This is a genomic window from Rickettsia africae ESF-5, from assembly GCF_000023005.1.
In the GTDB taxonomy this organism is placed as follows: Bacteria; Pseudomonadota; Alphaproteobacteria; order Rickettsiales; family Rickettsiaceae; genus Rickettsia; species Rickettsia rickettsii.
Genome location: NC_012633.1, coordinates 644,369 through 661,825 on the forward strand (window position 1 = coordinate 644,369; position 17,457 = coordinate 661,825).

A 17,457-nucleotide genomic window follows, 5' to 3' on the forward strand; every position below is an offset into this window, starting at 1 on the left:
ATTCTACCACGTCATTGCGAGGAAAATTACGAAGTAATTCGACGAAGCAATCTCAGGATATTGGACGAGATTGCCACGCATCCTACGGCTGCTCGCAATGACGATTATCCAACTACTTAATCTTTCTAATTCCTAGCTTACTTATTAAATCTAAATATTTGCTAACATTATTCTTTTTAATATAGTTAAGTAATCTGCGGCGGCGCCCAACTAAAATTAATAATCCGCGTCTTGAAGTATGATCTTTATGGTTAGATTTAAAATGCTCGGTTAAATTATTGATTCTTTCAGTTAAGATAGCACATTGCACTGCACTTGAACCGGTATCATTTTCCGTTATAGCATATTCTTTAATTAATTGTTGTTTACGTTCTGTAGTAATCGACATCGATAATTTCTCCTTAAATATATAGACTTCCAGTTTTAAAAGAAGTCTTGTGTTAAATTAAATACTCGTAAAGAATTAAAGCAACTCTTGTTTAAGCTACCTATTGCAAGCAAAGTGCCTTTATAGCGAACCCACAAAAGATCCACAGACATCTTGCCAAACTCTACTTCTAGAGGTAATTTGTACGTCAATCCGGTACTCGCATCCTCACGTACTAAAGTGTACGCTGTGGTGCTGCGTTCCGTGTTTCCTTTAAATTCCTCTCTATAAGCAAATTTGGCAAGATGTCTAAAGTCTTTTTCATAATTAAATAAACATTTCTGTCCATATTTAATTTGCTGTGCTTGGCTGTCAGTTGCATCAAGAACCAGGATGTCGTCCAGTATTGCTTCTATCTTTATACTTTTTTCCTCTAGGGCATTTTTGGTAATTTCGTCAGGCGATTTAATTCGGATAGCATTTTCTTCTTTAAATATTCCAACCTGAGTACGGCGTAATTCTATCACAAATCCTAAACTTTGCAAGGACAATGCCAAATCTTCTGCTAAAGTCCTTATATAAGTACCTTTTGAGCATTCCGTATAGTATGTAGCGGTAGCATTTTTCTCATCAAAATTTAAACATTTTAGATCATAAATAGTTATATTTCGTGGCTTTAATTCTACTTTTTTTCCCTCTCTAGCCAATTTATAAGCTCTTACACCGTTAACTTTAAGAGCTGAAAAAGCCGGCGGTATTTGTGTTACGTTACCGATAAATTTAGAACATACGGCATAAGCTTCTTCTTGAGAAGGGATACAATCTTTCGTTGCTATTACTTTACCGGCACAATCGCCGCTATTGGTTTGCATTCCGAATTTTATGGTAAAAATATAGGTTTTTCTAGCATCAATTAGCAGATGTATCAGTTTTGTAGCTTCACCTACGGCAAACGGTAATATTCCTTCCGCTTCTACGTCTAAAGTACCGGCATGTCCTATCTTGGTTTTACCGAGTATTTTTTTTACTATGCTAACAAGTTGAGCAGAACTTATACCTCTTGGTTTATAAATATTTAACCAATAATTACTCATTTTAATGTGATTTTAACTTGACTTAAATTTAGACAATCTTTAATATATAACTCTAGCCAATAGCAAGATAGCTTAGACCAAATAAAATGACGATTAACCCCAGTAACATAGAAAATTCTTCCTCTAAAATCAATAGCTATTTTTCTAAACTTACCGATTATATCTGGCCTATAAAACGCCATGAAGTTTCTAAATTTTTATTCATCACTTTATTAATGTTCTGTATTTTATTTATCCAAAATCTAATCAGAGCTTTAAAAGATAGTATTGTTACTACTATGATCGGTGCCGAGATTATCTCGTTTTTGAAGTTTTGGGGAGTGATGCCGTCAGCTTTTTTAATGACTGCTATATATGTAAAGCTTGTTAATAAGATGAAAGCAGAAAATATATTTTATCTTATTATATCAATATTTTTAACATTCTTTGCTCTTTTTGCTTACGTTATTTTTCCAAATCATGAAGTGCTGCATTTTAGTCCTGTAACCGTTCAAAATTTAACGGCAAGTTTACCTAATTTAAAATGGTTTATATGGCTTTTATCAAAATGGAGTTTTTCATTATTTTATATAATAGCCGAATTATGGCCAAACGTAGTTTTCGCATTACTTTTTTGGCAGTTTGTTAATAATATTACTACAGTAGAAGAATCTAAAAGATTTTATCCGTTATTCGGTTTACTTAGTCAAACAGGTATTTATTTAGCAGGGCAGTTTTTAGAAAATCTAAGTAATATTAATGATTACGTAACTAATAAATTTGCATTGCAATCGTCTTTTCATACACTTTCTATACAAATTATACTAACTATAGTATTAATTTTAGGAATAATAACTATTAAAACTTTTTGGTTGCTTAATCATAAAGTACTAGACAAAGAGCATATGGCGTTACTCAGGTTTAAAGCAAAGAAAAAATCTATGACTATTGCCGAAAGTTTTCAGATGCTTCTATCGTCAAGACATATTAGATTAATTGCAACTTTGCTTATCTGCTATGGCATTGCCATTAATTTAGTAGAAGGTCCTTGGAAAGCAGCAGCTACTAAAATTTATAAAACTCCAACCGAATATGCAGCTTTTATAGGAAGTTATTTGAGCTATACCGGAGTATTTACTATTTTATTTGTCGTACTTGGTTCAAATATAGTTAGAAGAATTGGCTGGTTTACGGCGGCTGTTATCACCCCTTTAATAGTTTTTATTACCGGTATATTATTTTTTGCCGTTAATAATTTTGAAAGATTTGCCGGCTTAATAATAGCAAATTTTATTCTAACCGATCCTGCTTTAATTGCTATAACAATAGGTGCTATTCAAAATGTGCTTAGTAAATCAAGCAAATATACCTTATTTGATTCAACAAAAGAAATGGCCTATGTTCCTTTAGATCCGGAAATAAAAATAAAAGGCAAAGCTGCTGCCGACGTGATAGGTACAAAACTCGGTAAATCTGGTAGTGCATTTTTACAATCATTGGTATTTATAATATTACCTTCCGCTAGTTATCAATCTATTTCCACCTGTTTAATGATTATATTTATAATTACTTGCTTAATCTGGTTTTGGGCAACTAAAGCACTCAATAAAGAATATAAAAATTCTATTAAATTTTCTCAATAATATTAGTTTTTTCTTGATATTACTAAAATCTCTATATACTATCTTTGACAGTATAACTCAAACTGTGAAAAAAGGATGTGTTATGTCATTCCCGCGTAGGCAGGAATCCAGAAAAAAGCGAAATAAATCGAGCTTTTAATTTAATCTAGTGTGCTTAGACTTTTTAGTGACTGGATACCCGCCTACGCGGGAATGACATAAGAGGGTAAAGATCAATGTAACAACATCGGCTTGACTACGCATCACTTACAGTTTATGCTAATTAATTTTTGGTTAAATGAGAGGTTTTATGAGTAAAGACGGTAACCTAGATACAAGTGAATTTGATACTTTAGCAAATAAGGAATATACAGCAGAACAAAAGCAAACATTAGAACAAGGGCAAAAAGAATTTTTATCTCAAACTACAACCCCAGAACTAGAAGCTGACGATGGTTTTATCGTTACTTCTGCATCTTTTGCTCAATCTACCCCTTCAATGAGTGCTTTATCGGGCAATATCTCTCCTGACAGTCAGACATCAGACCCAATAACCAAGGCTGTAAGAGAAACAATTATACAACCGCAAAAAGATAATTTAATAGAACAAATATTAAAAGACCTGGCAGCCCTTACAGACCGTGATTTAGCTGAACAAAAAAGAAAAGAAATAGAAGAGGAAAAAGAAAAAGATAAAACATTAAGTACTTTTTTCGGTAATCCGGCTAATAGAGAATTTATTGATAAGGCTTTAGACAATCCTGAACTTAAAAAGAAATTAGAATCAATAGAAATAGCCGGCTATAAAAATGTGCATAATACATTTAGCGCCGCTAGTGGATACCCTGGTGGATTTAAACCGGTACAGTGGGAAAATCACGTCAGTGCAAGCGATCTTAGAGCAACAGTAGTTAAAAATGATGCAGGTGATGAACTCTGTACCTTAAATGAAACAACTGTTAAAACTAAGCCTTTTACTTTAGCTAAACAAGACGGTACTCAGGTTCAGATCAGCTCATATAGGGAAATAGATTTTCCTATAAAACTTGATAAAGCCGATGGGTCAATGCATTTATCGATGGTAGCATTAAAAGCTGATGGCACAAAGCCCTCCAAAGATAAAGCCGTATATTTCACTGCCCACTACGAAGAAGGACCAAACGGTAAACCTCAACTTAAAGAAATAAGCTCACCAAAACCTTTAAAATTTGCCGGAACCGGAGATGACGCAATAGCTTATATAGAGCATGGTGGAGAAATTTATACACTTGCGGTAACACGCGGTAAATATAAAGAAATGATGAAGGAGGTAGAACTAAACCAAGGACAGAGCGTTGATTTATCGCAAGCTGAAGATATTATAATAGGACAAGGACAAAGTAAGGAACAACCGCTAATAACTCCACAGCAAACAACAAGTTCATCGGTTGAACCACCTCAGTATAAACAACAAGTACCGCCAATTACTCCTACTAACCAACCACTGCAACCTGAGACTTCACAAATGCAACAGTCGCAACAAGTGACTCCAAATCTTCTTAATACAGCTACGGCTTTATCAGGCAGCATGCAAGATTTATTAAATTATGTAAATGCAGGTTTAACAAAAGAAATTGATAGCAATAAACAAATTGATTTAATTAAAGAAGCAGCCACGGCAATTCTTAATAATGAGAAAAGTGATATTGCTGAAAAGCAGGCTAATATCATTGCTTTAGCTGAAAATACGGTCAATAATAAAAACCTCAAACCGGATGCAAAAGTAGCTGGAGTCAATGCAATATTAGAAACCATAAAAAATGATCAGAATACCCCAAACCTAGAAAAATCAAAAATGCTTGAAGCTACAGTAGCTATCGTTTTAAATTCAGAGAATCTTGAGTCGAAGCAAAAACAGCAGATGTTAGAAAAGGCAGTAGATGTCGGTTTAAGTCTTAAAGATGATGCAAGTAGAGCTGCAACAATTGACGGTATTAAGGATGTTGTAATAAAAAGTAACCTTTCTACTGAAGATAAAGGGACAATGCTTATAGCAGTAGGTGATAAGGTTAATGTATCTGAATTAAGCAATGCGGAAAAACAAAAATTATTAGGTTCTGTATTAAAGAAAGATGTAGAAGCCCAAGTTCTCAGTCCGGCACAACAACAATTGATGCAGCAGCATTTAGATAAGATTACGGCAGAACAAACTAAAAAAGATACAATAAAAAAAGTAAATGATATTTTGTTTGATCCTCTAAGTAATACTGAATTAAAAACAACAAACATACAAGCCATTACGTCTAATGTTTTAGATGGTCCGGCTACAGCAGAAGTCAAAGGCGAAATAATTCAAGAAATTACTAACACAGTTGCAGGAAGCTCGCTTGAAGCTCAAGACAAAGCAGCGATTATTAAAGGGGTAGGCGAGACTATAGCTACTCATAGTGATACCTCTTTATCCTTACCTAATAAAGCACTTATTATGGCATCAGCGGAAAAAGGTATTGCAGAAAGTCAGACCAATTTACCTGATAGAGAGCTAATGACTAAAGGGTTAGTAGACGGTATTTATGAAGGCAAAGGAGGTCCTGAAATAACTAAGGCAGTTTCTAGCGGGATCGATAATAGTAATATTAATGACTCTGAGAAAGAGGCACTTAAAAAAGCTAAAGATGCAGCGAGTGAGGCAGCTTTAGATAGAGACACTCAAAATTTAACTGAAGGGTTAAAAGGACAGAATATAGAAGAACACAAGCCTCACGATGATATATATAACAAAGCTCGAGAAGTAATTAACGCTGTTAATCCTGTTATAGAAGCATTAGAAAAATCTAAAGAACCGGTAGTGTCGGCAGAAGACAGAATTGTACAAGAAACTTCTAGTATATTAAATAATATCTCTAAGCTTGCAGTTGAGAAAGTCAATAATTTGCGTGCTATGCTTTCTCCAAATGGTAACCTTAAAACTCTTGAAGAAAAAAAAGAGGAATCAATAAAAAAAGTAGATGAGCTGGTAAAGGCATTTGGTACTAAATCTTCTACTGAAGAACAGCAAAGTTTCATTAAAACTAATTTAATTGATGATAAAACTTTATCTAAAGAGGTACGTTTACAAACTATAGATAAGTTATTACAAGAACAAAAACGAGCAGAAGCAATTGAAAACCCTAGTGTTAAAACGGAAGATGTAAGGGTAGTATCAGGAAAGTCTAAATTAAAACCTATAAGTAAAGATAATCCAGATATTGAAAAAGCTAAAATGGTAGTAGGAAGAGATAGAGTTAATATCAAAGGGAATATAAAAATTATGGGAGCATTAATGAATGCAAGAGATATCATTCAGTCGGAAAATTTAAATAAATCAATACCTATTAAAAGAGAGTCTTCCCCTCCACAACGCTGATTAAGATTTGTATTCTGTATATTATCAAGGCAAGCAATGTTATTCCCGCTTCTGCGGGGATGACATAAATTATATCACAACGTAATCAGGATGGCAGCTTGCCGTTATGTATTAGTTTTTAGTTTTTCTTTCCAGCTAAACATTTTACTAAATTATTAACGGCTTGTTGTTCTTCCGTGCTATTAATTTTCATAAAATTTCTTGAAACTTCAATGCACATACGTTGATGTTGAGTATGTACGGGCTGCGGTTTATTAGCTTCTTCTAAACCTTCAAAGAAATAATCAATATTCCTATCTAAAGCTTCTGCGATTAGTACTAGCCTTCCTACAGAAATTCTATTAATTGCTTTTTCGTATTTTTGTAATTGTTGATGCGTAACATCAATTACTTCAGCCAGTTGTTGACGAGACAACCCCTTAGCGAGTCTTAAAGAATAAATTTTCTTGCCGATAAAACTATCGATTTTTTGTATAATATCGTTTTTTCTACCCATTATCCTCTCCTTGGTTACTACTAATTACATCTATATTTAAAAATTTTCTTTGAACACAAATGATATTATCCTATATTATTATAAAACACGTGGTTATTAATAATTTAATACCGTTAAACTTATCCAAGTGTAAGTAGAAATGATACCATAAATTAATATTATAAGCAACTATAAAATAACATTTTTTAAGTTTTTTGTAATCATTTGGTAAATAATTATTAAAGAATAAAATTATTTCTTATCAAATAAAAATATCATAAGAACTTTAAAATTATTTGTAAAATATAAATACCTTATGTTTTAAAAACTTATTTACTGAAGCATAAATTAACAATTTATAAAAAATAAAATTTTGGTGCATTATAGAAAAATATAAAATTAATGCAAGGAAAAAATTTCATTTCTATATTAATATTTCAAATCAAGGATAAAGTATAGTTTCATTTTAATTATAAATTAATTATTTACAGCGAACTTATTTAAGATTAAATATAAAATTAATAGTAACAACTTAGCTTTTATAATGAGAAAAATTTTTAATTGTCTTTACGTAGCCTTATTTAGAACAATAGAAGATGATGGCATTGAACATTCGGGATATATGTCATTCATGATACTTTTATCTATTTTCCCTTTCCTAGTATTCTTATTAGCTTTAACAAGCTTTTTAGGAGCTTCAGAACTTGGTCAAAATTTTATACAAATTTTTCTAGAGAGTCTTCCGGAACAAGCAACGGAATCAATAGAAAAAAGAATACGCGAATTACTAAGTGCTCCTCCTCAAAGTTTAATGAATCTTGCCATAGTAGGCAGTATTTGGACTGCTTCTTCTTTTGTAGAATGTTTAAGGACTATTTTAAATCGTGTATATCAAATAAAATCCCCACCCCCTTATATAAGAAGAAGATTACTTAGTATTATACAGTTTCTTATAATTAGTGCCTTGATTACCTTTACTATGTTTCTTTTAGTGGTGATTCCAATATTATTTACAAAAATTCCGATAATATTAGAGACCATTGAAAAATATAAGATCATTTTAAATTTTATAAGATATTTTTTAATTTTAATTTTATTATTTTTAGGTGCCTCATCTTTGTATTATATATTACCTAATGTAAAACTAAATTTTATTGATGTATTTCCAGGGGCTTTATTAACTGTGATATTATGGATAATAAGCGGCTATTTACTTTCAACTTATATAGTCTACTATAATCAATTAAATCTAATGTATGGTTCACTTGGTAGTATAATAGTTACATTAATATTCTTCTATATTATAAATATGATATTTATCTATGGTGCGGAATTTAATTATCTAATGAAAAATTATGAAAATATAGAGTGAAGTGCAGCTTAAAGCACTTCATCAGAAAAATAAAATACTTAATTGAAACAATTTCGGCAGTTTTATATTTAATATTTTATATCAATCTTTATTTTAGTTGTAAAAACAATTATTGTTTAGTTTTTAGGTTTTGTGAACAAAATACAAATTATTTAAAAAAATCCGGTTTAAATAACATAAAGCTCACCTGAGATGATGTCGGTAATGGAGTTAAATTATATTGTGGATCAAAAGCATTCCCGTAAATTTTTTCTATTGTTTGGAGCGAACTTGGAGATTTTAAAGCCAACAATATTGACTTTAAAATAGTAAAAATTGCTATATATGGATCGGTTTCGGGGGAAGATAAGCGATGTTCTAAACGTTTGGGAAAAGCATTTGGAGTTCGTACGGCTACGCTTCTATTATTTCCACCGTACGATATATGCGTAGGAGCCATAAATTTTTTATTTATCCGTGCATAATCTAGAGTAGTAGGCATAAAAGCGAGTAGGGTGTCTAACATATAGTGACATAGCCCTTGTGCTGCTAAAATTATATAATAATCATTGAACTCGGAATTAAAATTAATATGAAAATGCATACTATTACCATAATCATCCAAAAACGGCTTAGGCGAAAAATCTATATAACCGTTTAACTGCTGTGCCATTTTTGTTAAAATAGTTTTAACCTCTAATATATTTTTTATATATTGTATTAAGTTTACAGAAGGGGGAAGATCTATTTCAAATTGGTTATTGCCTTTTTCTTTTTTTATTTTAGCAATTTTAAATCTAGCTAAGTATTTTCTTGAAAGTATTTCAAATTTAGCTATATCAATATTGTGACTTAAATAAAACTCTATTTCTACGCCAATAATAGGGATTAGGTTATAGTCTTGATGAAATTGTGCTATTATTTTTTCTAGCTGTTTATTTTTTTGTAAACGACCGGATAAAGTATTAATAAAACTATTATAATTAATATGGGATATTTTCATGGAAGGATTAATAAACGGATCAGTTTATTATAAAATTTTTGATAAAACATTCAATAATTCTAGTCATAGATATATAAAAAAAAATAACTCTATAAATGAAACAGAAATAGTTGAAAACAAAAAATCTATTATTACTTATTTTAAAGCACAAGATATTTTAATTTTAAACCAAGTACATGGCAATCAAATTGTTAATGCTGATGAGTCCATAATTGCCGTACCTGAAGCAGATGGCAGCATTACAACTAAGAAAAATTTAATATTAGCGGTACAATCAGCAGATTGTGTACCGGTATTACTTGCAAGCGGCGACGGTAAAATAATCGGAGCGGCACATGCAGGTTGGAAAGGAAGTATAAATAATATTATTAGCAATATAGTTACTAAAATAACAGAAAAAGGAGCAAAGAATTTAATAGCAGTGATAGGTCCTGCTATAGCTCAAAGTTCATATGAAGTTGATGATGAATATTATAAAGCTTTCTTAAGTAAGGATATTAACAATAAACAGTTTTTTATAAACTCTATAAAAGAAAATCATTATATGTTTGATTTACCGACTTTTGTAGAGTTAAAACTTAAAGAAGCAGGCGTCAAAGATATAAAAAATATTGCTGAAGATACTTACACAAATCCGTTAAAATATCCAAGTAAAAGACGCTCATATCATTTGCAAGAACCTTATAATCAGAATATATTATCAGCTATCGTAATGAAATAATGGCATTGCTAAATAAATATTGATGGTTTGAAAAAGCTACACCATTACAAGGATGCGTTGTTGCATGGACACTGAGTCATCATTGTGAGCAGCCGTAGGCTGCGTGGCAATCTAGAAAATAATTAAAAAATTCTGTAAATTAGAATTTTTTACTGGATTACTTCGTCAATTACTTTGTAATTTCCTTGTAATGACGGGAAAACCGGTATACGCAACAATGCTCGCTCGCAATAACGATATCTATCTTTATTTAGCAATGCAAAAATAACTCTTCATTTATCGGAGTATATTAATGAATCAAGATAAACCTTACTATCAAATAGTTTATGCACCAAACGATATTTTTAAAAAACAAGCAGAATATATAGACATTGTTGATGATAATATTCGTACTATTGTCGATAAAATGCTTCAGAATTTACATATAGAAAGGGCAGTGGGCTTGGGTGCTAATATGGTAGGAATATTAAAGCGTATAGCGGTAGTTGACCTACATGAAAATAATAAATCATCGCCTATAGTTTTTATTAATCCGAACATAACTTATTTTTCAGAAGAAAAACAAACTTTTATTGAGGGTTCTTTATCGTTTCCAGGCATTGAAGCATCTATTACACGATCAAAAGCAATCAAGGTAAAATATCTTGATTATAACGGTAATAAGCAAGAACTAGCAGCAGAAGGCTTTTTAGCAACTGTAATTCAGCATGAAATAGATTATTTAAACGGCAAAACTTTCTTAGATTATTTATCAAAACTTAAGCGTGATACACTACTTAAAAAGATGCTAAAGCATATCAAACTCCATCCTCCACATATTCACGGTAGCGGTTGTAGGCATTAGACATTTTCTCAAACTTCGCTTCCAGAGGTAATTTATACATCAAGCCTAGACTCGTATCCTCACGTACTAGTTTGTACGCTGCGGTGACAAGTGCTTTCGTGTCTCCTTTAAATTCCTCTCTATAAGTGTTTGGAAAGATGTCTATTAAAGTTTTTGACATTTAAATTTAAAATATGTTATAACTGACTAGTTAATTAACTAGTTCATTATATGAAAAACACAATTACAGCCTTTGATGCTAAAACCCATTTTTCTAAATTATTAGACCGAGTTAGTAAAGGTGAAGAAATTTTAATTACTAAAAGAGGAAAAGCTGCTGCAAAAATTGTTCCTATTGATTCTCATAATAATATTGAAATAGCAAAGATTGCAGCTCTTAGACTGCGAAAAGCTTGCAAAAGAAATTAATTTACAACCATCGGATTTAGAAGTATGGCTAAATTACAAAAATGAGGGTAAGAAGTAAAAAATGGTCTCTTTTGTTTTAGATTCTTCAATTGCTTTATCATGGCTTATGCCTGATGAAGTAGCAAGCTTGGATATACTAGATAAAACCATAACAGAAGGAGCAATTGTCCCTGCTATTTGGGGGCTTGAGATTGGAAATGTATTATTATGTGCAGAGCGTGCAAAACGTCTTACTGCAAATCAACGTCACCAAGCAATTTATACTTTAAAGGATCTTTACATCAAAATTGATCAAATAACATTGGAACATATATGGTTTGAGACAATGGATTTAGCCGTACAATATGGATTAACACTTTATGATGCTAGCTATTTAGAGCTAGTATTACGCTGTGGGTTACCAATAGCAACACTTGATAAATCCTTAAAACAAGCAAGTAAAGCCGCTGGGGTCGTAGTATTGTGATCACATCTTCACAAGTCGTAGCCAAGCTGCCCAGTCACGTTTGCCTAAATCTTCTTCAAACAATAATAAGTCTTTTACCGTCTGCTTACATATTTCTACGGAAGGGATTATAAGCTCTTGTTCTTTTGTAGAATTTAGTAGGCATTGCGTTTTACAAGCTTGTTCTAAATGGTAAGTATAAAACATAGCTTCATGAATAGTTTTTCCGCAGGTAATAGCACCGTGATTACGAAGTAACATCACATAATTCTGTTTAAGGTCAGTAACAAGTCTACTACTCTGTTTGTCGGCATCTAGTACTAGAGAATTATAATTATGATATGATATTCTATCGTAAAAATGTAATGCCCATTGACTGATCGGTAAAAGCCCGCATTTTAAAGCAGAAACGGCAATAGCTGCAGGAGTATGATAATGAAAAATAGCAGAAATATCAGGGCGTGTTTTATAAATACTACCATGAATAAAGTAACCGGTTTTATTATATTGATATTCTTCGCCTTCTAAAATTTGTCCGTCTAAACTAACTTTTAAAAGATTCTCTGTAGTTACTTCTTCAAATCTTAGTCCAAAAGGATAAATATAGTAAAAAACGGCATTTTTAGGTCTTGCGGATAGATGCGTATAAGTATGATCATCCAGCGATAAATACGCCATTATTCGGTAAGCGGCAGCTAAATTATATTTTATATCCATAATTGTTAAAATCTATATTGGTTTTATGTTATTCTCGCGTGATGTTGTTGCGTGAATCAGCTTTCCCATCTGAGCTACGGAAATTGCATAGCAATTGATGAAGCAATCTCAGAAATCTGTTATTATTTTATGAGATTGCCACGCAAGTACTACAACTGCTCGCAATGATGGGGTAATATCTACACAACAAGGCCACACAGGAATGACATAGGAGCTGTGCAACAAATCCTCAACGCTATTTAAAAGGAGCATATACCGCTTCTTCCTTTGTTTCTATAATCGCTTCTTTAGAAGCTTTTATACATTCTTGTAAAGATTTCTTACCTAAATACGGTACTAGATTATAATTTAATATATAACATTGTAAATTATCTTTCTTACCGCTAAAGTTAAATTCAATTTTATTGCCTTGCTCCAATAGCTTTTTAACTTCTGTTGTTTGCTGGATAAAATTCTTTTGTTCTAAGTTTAAGTGTTTGATTCTTAGTATATTTTTTACTACGGAAAACGTAGAAACAGCAAGAAGCAGAAGGAATATAAATAACTCTTTATTACTTTGCTTGTGTAAGAAAATACTATTTTTAACATACGAAGCTGCAATCATTCCGATAGCTATAACATAACATCCAAGATATCTAAGTAATGATGCCCCTCTAATTGCCTCTTCATAACTAAAGTTAAAGAAATATAAATATAACCGCCACAAAGCAAAAATTATAAAACACGCAAACGTACTTATCAGGAAAAATTTATATTCTTTCAGCAAATCCGGTTTATATTTACAAATTCCGTACCATGCAGCTATACAAATAGTATATACAACTAAACTTCCTTCTTTTAATAAGAATAACAAGAGAAATTTACCGTAATTTAGTAATAATGATCTATGCTGTTCATTAAAATTTTCAGCAATATATACTAAATTGCTAAAACTATGTTCGCATCTGTCAAAAAAATCATGGGTGTTTTTAAAATAACTCATCCAAATAAAACTACACAAAATAGGTAAAGTAAGTAAAATCAGATACATAATATAATCACTTGATTTTTTAGGCTTTTTATAAAAAATTGTATAATGAGCTATAAGAATTATCGCAGCAAAACTAGCAAGCCATGTTCCAATTTCTCGGAAAGAGGCAAGTAATATCGTAATAGGTAAAATAAGTAATAATGCTTTTTTCTTATCTTCCGCAAGGATATAAATTGCAAAAATAGCTCCGAACATTAAGCCAATAGTACTATCGTTATATATTGAACGAATTCCGGTCGTATATAATACTACGTCGCAAAGTAAAAGTGAAAACAACATTCCGGTTTGCCACAATTTCTTATTTGCGGCTAAAGGAGCTAGAAATGCTAAATGTAATAAGAAATGAGCAAATAATACGTTACCGTCCGAATAACCTGAAAGTAGCAGCATAAAATAATGATAAACGGCAGCTCCTCTTGGATAATGGGCATGAGTAGTAATAATGGAAGTTAACGAAGACTGATTTTCAAAAACACCGAAATATAACAATTCTTTAGTAAATATTCCCCAATGTGAGAAATCATCATAAGAATGCAGCGATGCATCTCTGGTATAAAGAAAAAACAAAAGAATCAATAAAGTAAATACAATGATTTCAATTATATTTTTTCTAGATTCCTGCTTCCACAGAAATGACATGAAGGAGGTATTATTGCGTAGATCAAGAAATGCGTGCGGTGTCATACCGTGACTTGACCACGGTATCCAAAAATATAACTTAAAAATACTAAACATTTTTAACTGGATCCCGCGATCAAGTCGCGGGATGACAGGAGCGGAGCCACCCCCTACAACAACGCCTATAAAATGCAGGAATGACATGAAAGCTAAAAATATACCGATGAAATAATATATATATGTTGCAGCCGGTAATAGCTTTAACATAGCAAAACAATATAAAATCGGTACTAATATGCTGATTGTTATGGGAATAGCGAAAGTCAATTTTGTTTTGAAATATTTGGCAAAAAAAGACGAAACCCCAAAAATGCTTAATATTGGTATTATGATCATATTAATTTGTAAATAATTTTTTGGTCATTGCGTGAACCGGTAAAACCCACTGTGTCACCCCGTGGCTTAACCACGGGGTCCAAAAAACAATAAAAAATACTAATAATTTTAGTATTTTTAACTGGATCCCGTGGTCAAGCCACGGGATGACAGAGGTGAAATTGATTCACACAACAAGGCCACGCGGAAATGATATAGAACGAAAATGTCCGGTACTATAGGTATCCAATACCCGCTCGCAACAACGCCTTTATCACCCGTATTTAATTTTAGCTTGTGCTGCGGCGATTCTTGCTATAGGGATACGGTATGGAGAACAAGAAACATAGTTTAAATTCATTCTATGAAAAAATTCTATAGAGGCAGGGTTCCCTGCATGTTCTCCGCAAGCTCCGAGTTTCAAATTAGCATTACTGCTTTTTCCGCGTTTTATAGCAATTTCAATTAATTCTCCTACTCCTTCTTCATCGAGAGTAGTAAATGGATCGGATTCAAAAATCTTTTCTTCTAAATAATATGGAAGAAAAGAGGCAATATCATCTCTAGAAATTCCATATGTAGTCTGAGTTAAATCATTAGTACCAAAACTAAAATAGTCAACTTCCTTAGCTATTTTCTTACTGCCGAGTGCTGCCCTGGGTAGTTCTATCATAGTACCGAGCGTAAAGGAAAACTTATATCTATAACGTTGCTCTAATTCCTCTATTACCGCATAAATATCCATTTTAAGCTTTTGTATTTCACCTACATTGCTAATTAAAGGGATCATTAATTCTAAGTTACATTCTATATGTTCTTTTTTATGTAGCTCAAAAATAGCTGTAAAAATTGCTTCAATTTGCATTTGGTAAATTTCCGGCGAACATATACCAAGTCTACATCCACGGTGACCGAGCATAGGATTTACTTCATGCATAGCATGAAGACGTTGATTAATCATGGATAAAGGTAGATTTAAGCTATTGGCCAAATTCTTTTTATCTTCTTCGGTGGTAGGTAAAAACTCATGTAACGGCGGATCAAGTAATCTAATATTTACCGGTTTATCTTTCATTACTCTGAATAAAGCTTTAAAATCCTCAGTTTGCAAAGGTAATAATTTCTGCACGGCAAGCTTTCTCCGTTCTATATCAGGAGCAATAATCATGTCTCTTACTAAAGGAATTTTATTTTTATCAAAAAACATATGTTCGCTACGACATAAACCTATACCTTGAGCTCCAAACTTTACAGATACTAAAGCATCGTTAACTGTTTCAGCATTTGCACGAACTTTTAAGCTACTAATCTCGTCTGCCCAATCTAAAATTAATTTTGATTCTTCACTGAAAGTAGGTTGAATTAACGGCATTTCACCTAAGAAGATTTTACCGCTACCTCCGTCAATCGTTATAATATCACCTTGTTTAATAACTATGTCGCCTGCTGTTAATATTTGCTTTTTCTCATCTATAGATAAATTACTTGTACCGCAAACACAAGGCTTCCCCATACCTCTTGCTACAACTGCAGCATGTGAAGTCATTCCCCCTCTAATAGTTAAAATACCTGAAGAAACATGCATTCCGTTAATATCCTCAGGACTAGTATCATGGCGTACTAAAATTACTTTATGATGATGAGATAATTTTTCGGCATCATAAGGTGAGAATACTGCAATACCTGTTGCAGCCCCAGGAGAAGCAGGTAGCCCCTCAGCAATAGAAGTAAGCCCCTTACTGTAATCAATTCTTGTATGTAATAATTGATTTAATGATTCCGGATCGATTCGCATTAAGGCCTGTTCTTTAGAAATAAGCTTTTCTTCTACCATTTGTACGGCAATATTAATAGCAGCAATGGCTGTTCTTTTTGCAGTACGTGTTTGCAAAATATATAGCTTATTATTTTCTATAGTGAATTCTATATCCTGCATATCTAAGTAATGTTCTTCAAGCTTTTGTGCAATTTGTGATAACTCCTTAAACACTTCTGGCATCATTGCTTGCATAGAATTTGAATCATTTGCAATAATAGGCATAGGTGTTCTAGTTCCCGATACTATGTCTTCACCTTGAGCATTTATTAAAAACTCTCCAAAGAGCTTTTTTTCTCCTGTAGAAGGTGACCTAGTAAAAGCAACTCCCGTAGCTGAAGTTTTACCTAAATTACCGAAAACCATTGCTTGGATATTAATAGCCGTACCGAAATCCTCCAAAATATTATTGATTTTTCTATATATAACCGCTCTATTACTCATCCAAGAATGTAGCACCGCTTTAATTGCCGATTCTAACTGTTCATAAGGATCATTAATCAGTTGCTTAGTATACTTAATATGCAACCGTTTGAAATCATCAATAATTTTTTCTAATAATTCTACAGTAATATCGCTATCTTTATGAATATCGGCTTGCATCTTGTGCTTTTCGTAAATTTGTTCAAATAGATCACTAGGTATAGATAATACCGTTGAACCGTACATTTCTAAAAATCTTTTGTAACTATCAAGAGCAAATCGTTTATCACCGCAGGAATCCGCAAGAGCATTACACACTTCGTTATTCATTCCAAGATTAAGGATAGTATCCATCATTCCAGGCATTGAAACCGTAGAGCCCGAACGCACCGATAACAATAAAGGATTGCTTGTACTGCCGAAAATTTTACCGGTAATTATTTCAAGTTCAGTGATAGCTTTTTTTAAGTCGCTTTGAAAGTTTTTAGGAAAGTTATTATTGTGGGTATAAAAATAATTACATAGCTCTGTAGTTATTGTAAAACCATCAGGAATAGGTAGTTTGAGGTTGGACATTTCGGCAAGACCAGCACCTTTGTTACCAAGTATATTTTTCATGCTAGCGTTTCCATCACTACCATTACTGCCAAAATAATAAATTAATTTTTTCATATCATATATCAAAATTTGCTAACAATTTATGTGTTTAGGAGCATTAAATACATATTTATACAGTATGAAAAAAATAGTAGCAACGTTAAATTAAGAATATCTTTAATAAAAT

The 17,457-nt window shown here is 32.3% G+C and carries 13 protein-coding genes and 2 pseudogenes; 8 read left to right on the forward strand and 7 right to left on the reverse strand.

Annotation, left to right across the window (positions count from 1 at the left end; all coding sequences use genetic code 11):
* Nucleotides 1–112: 112 nt before the first annotated feature.
* Both rpsO and truB read right to left on the reverse strand, forming a co-directional pair.
* Nucleotides 113–388, reverse strand: a complete 276-nt coding sequence (gene rpsO / locus RAF_RS03385; RefSeq protein ID WP_004995678.1) for a 30S ribosomal protein S15 — start codon at nt 386–388, stop codon at nt 113–115.
* 35 nt (nt 389–423) lie between these two features.
* Nucleotides 424–1,461, reverse strand: coding sequence for a tRNA pseudouridine(55) synthase TruB (gene truB / locus RAF_RS03390; protein ID WP_012719725.1), 1,038 nt, complete (start codon nt 1,459–1,461; stop codon nt 424–426).
* Between the two features lie 86 nt (nt 1,462–1,547).
* Between truB and tlc4 the strand changes: the two genes are divergently transcribed.
* Both tlc4 and RAF_RS03400 read left to right on the forward strand, forming a co-directional pair.
* Nucleotides 1,548–3,083: an NTP/NDP exchange transporter Tlc4 gene (tlc4, locus tag RAF_RS03395; RefSeq protein WP_012719726.1), complete on the forward strand. Its 1,536-nt coding sequence runs from the start codon at nt 1,548–1,550 to the stop codon at nt 3,081–3,083.
* Between the two features lie 289 nt (nt 3,084–3,372).
* On the forward strand, nt 3,373–6,447 hold the full coding sequence (locus RAF_RS03400; protein ID WP_083762143.1) for a Sca4 family spreading effector: 3,075 nt from the start codon (nt 3,373–3,375) through the stop codon (nt 6,445–6,447).
* A 118-nt stretch (nt 6,448–6,565) separates the two neighbouring features.
* Here the strand turns inward: RAF_RS03400 and RAF_RS03405 are convergent, their stop codons facing one another.
* Complete coding sequence (locus RAF_RS03405) at nt 6,566–6,943, reverse strand: helix-turn-helix domain-containing protein (RefSeq protein WP_010977292.1); 378 nt, start codon at nt 6,941–6,943, stop codon at nt 6,566–6,568.
* Between the two features lie 523 nt (nt 6,944–7,466).
* On the opposite strand from RAF_RS03405, the gene RAF_RS03410 reads away from it, so the two are divergent.
* The gene (locus RAF_RS03410) at nt 7,467–8,294 is read left to right on the forward strand and encodes a YihY/virulence factor BrkB family protein (RefSeq protein WP_012719728.1); all 828 of its coding nucleotides are present in this window, start codon (nt 7,467–7,469) and stop codon (nt 8,292–8,294) included.
* Nucleotides 8,295–8,442: 148 nt separating this feature from the next.
* Here the strand turns inward: RAF_RS03410 and RAF_RS03415 are convergent, their stop codons facing one another.
* The gene (locus RAF_RS03415; RefSeq protein WP_012719729.1) at nt 8,443–9,276 is read right to left on the reverse strand and encodes a glutamine synthetase family protein; all 834 of its coding nucleotides are present in this window, start codon (nt 9,274–9,276) and stop codon (nt 8,443–8,445) included.
* Here RAF_RS03415 and pgeF point away from each other — a divergent pair.
* From pgeF to RAF_RS03435, 5 genes and pseudogenes are all read left to right on the forward strand, one after another.
* Nucleotides 9,275–9,997, forward strand: coding sequence for a peptidoglycan editing factor PgeF (gene pgeF, locus RAF_RS03420; protein WP_012719730.1), 723 nt, complete (start codon nt 9,275–9,277; stop codon nt 9,995–9,997). The two genes, RAF_RS03415 and pgeF, sit on opposite strands and share 2 nt — an antisense overlap.
* 71 nt (nt 9,998–10,068) lie before the next feature.
* Nucleotides 10,069–10,181: pseudogene (locus RAF_RS09845) on the forward strand (lytic transglycosylase domain-containing protein); the annotation flags it as partial.
* Nucleotides 10,182–10,289: 108 nt separating this feature from the next.
* On the forward strand, nt 10,290–10,841 hold the full coding sequence (def, locus tag RAF_RS03425) for a peptide deformylase (RefSeq protein WP_004995657.1): 552 nt from the start codon (nt 10,290–10,292) through the stop codon (nt 10,839–10,841).
* A 210-nt stretch (nt 10,842–11,051) separates the two neighbouring features.
* Nucleotides 11,052–11,307, forward strand: a pseudogene (locus tag RAF_RS03430) (type II toxin-antitoxin system Phd/YefM family antitoxin).
* A gap of 3 nt (nt 11,308–11,310) precedes the next feature.
* Entirely contained in the window at nt 11,311–11,715 is a 405-nt protein-coding gene (locus tag RAF_RS03435) for a type II toxin-antitoxin system VapC family toxin (RefSeq protein WP_004995653.1), read from the forward strand.
* Here RAF_RS03435 and RAF_RS03440 read toward each other — a convergent pair whose 3' ends face one another.
* The 3 genes from RAF_RS03440 to ppdK form a co-directional block, all read right to left on the reverse strand.
* The gene (locus RAF_RS03440) at nt 11,716–12,411 is read right to left on the reverse strand and encodes a class II aldolase/adducin family protein (RefSeq protein ID WP_012719732.1); all 696 of its coding nucleotides are present in this window, start codon (nt 12,409–12,411) and stop codon (nt 11,716–11,718) included.
* Between the two features lie 235 nt (nt 12,412–12,646).
* The gene (locus tag RAF_RS03445; protein ID WP_012719733.1) at nt 12,647–14,455 is read right to left on the reverse strand and encodes a hypothetical protein; all 1,809 of its coding nucleotides are present in this window, start codon (nt 14,453–14,455) and stop codon (nt 12,647–12,649) included.
* 253 nt (nt 14,456–14,708) lie between these two features.
* On the reverse strand, nt 14,709–17,345 hold the full coding sequence (gene ppdK / locus RAF_RS03450; RefSeq protein WP_012719734.1) for a pyruvate, phosphate dikinase: 2,637 nt from the start codon (nt 17,343–17,345) through the stop codon (nt 14,709–14,711).
* Nucleotides 17,346–17,457: the final 112 nt, after the last annotated feature.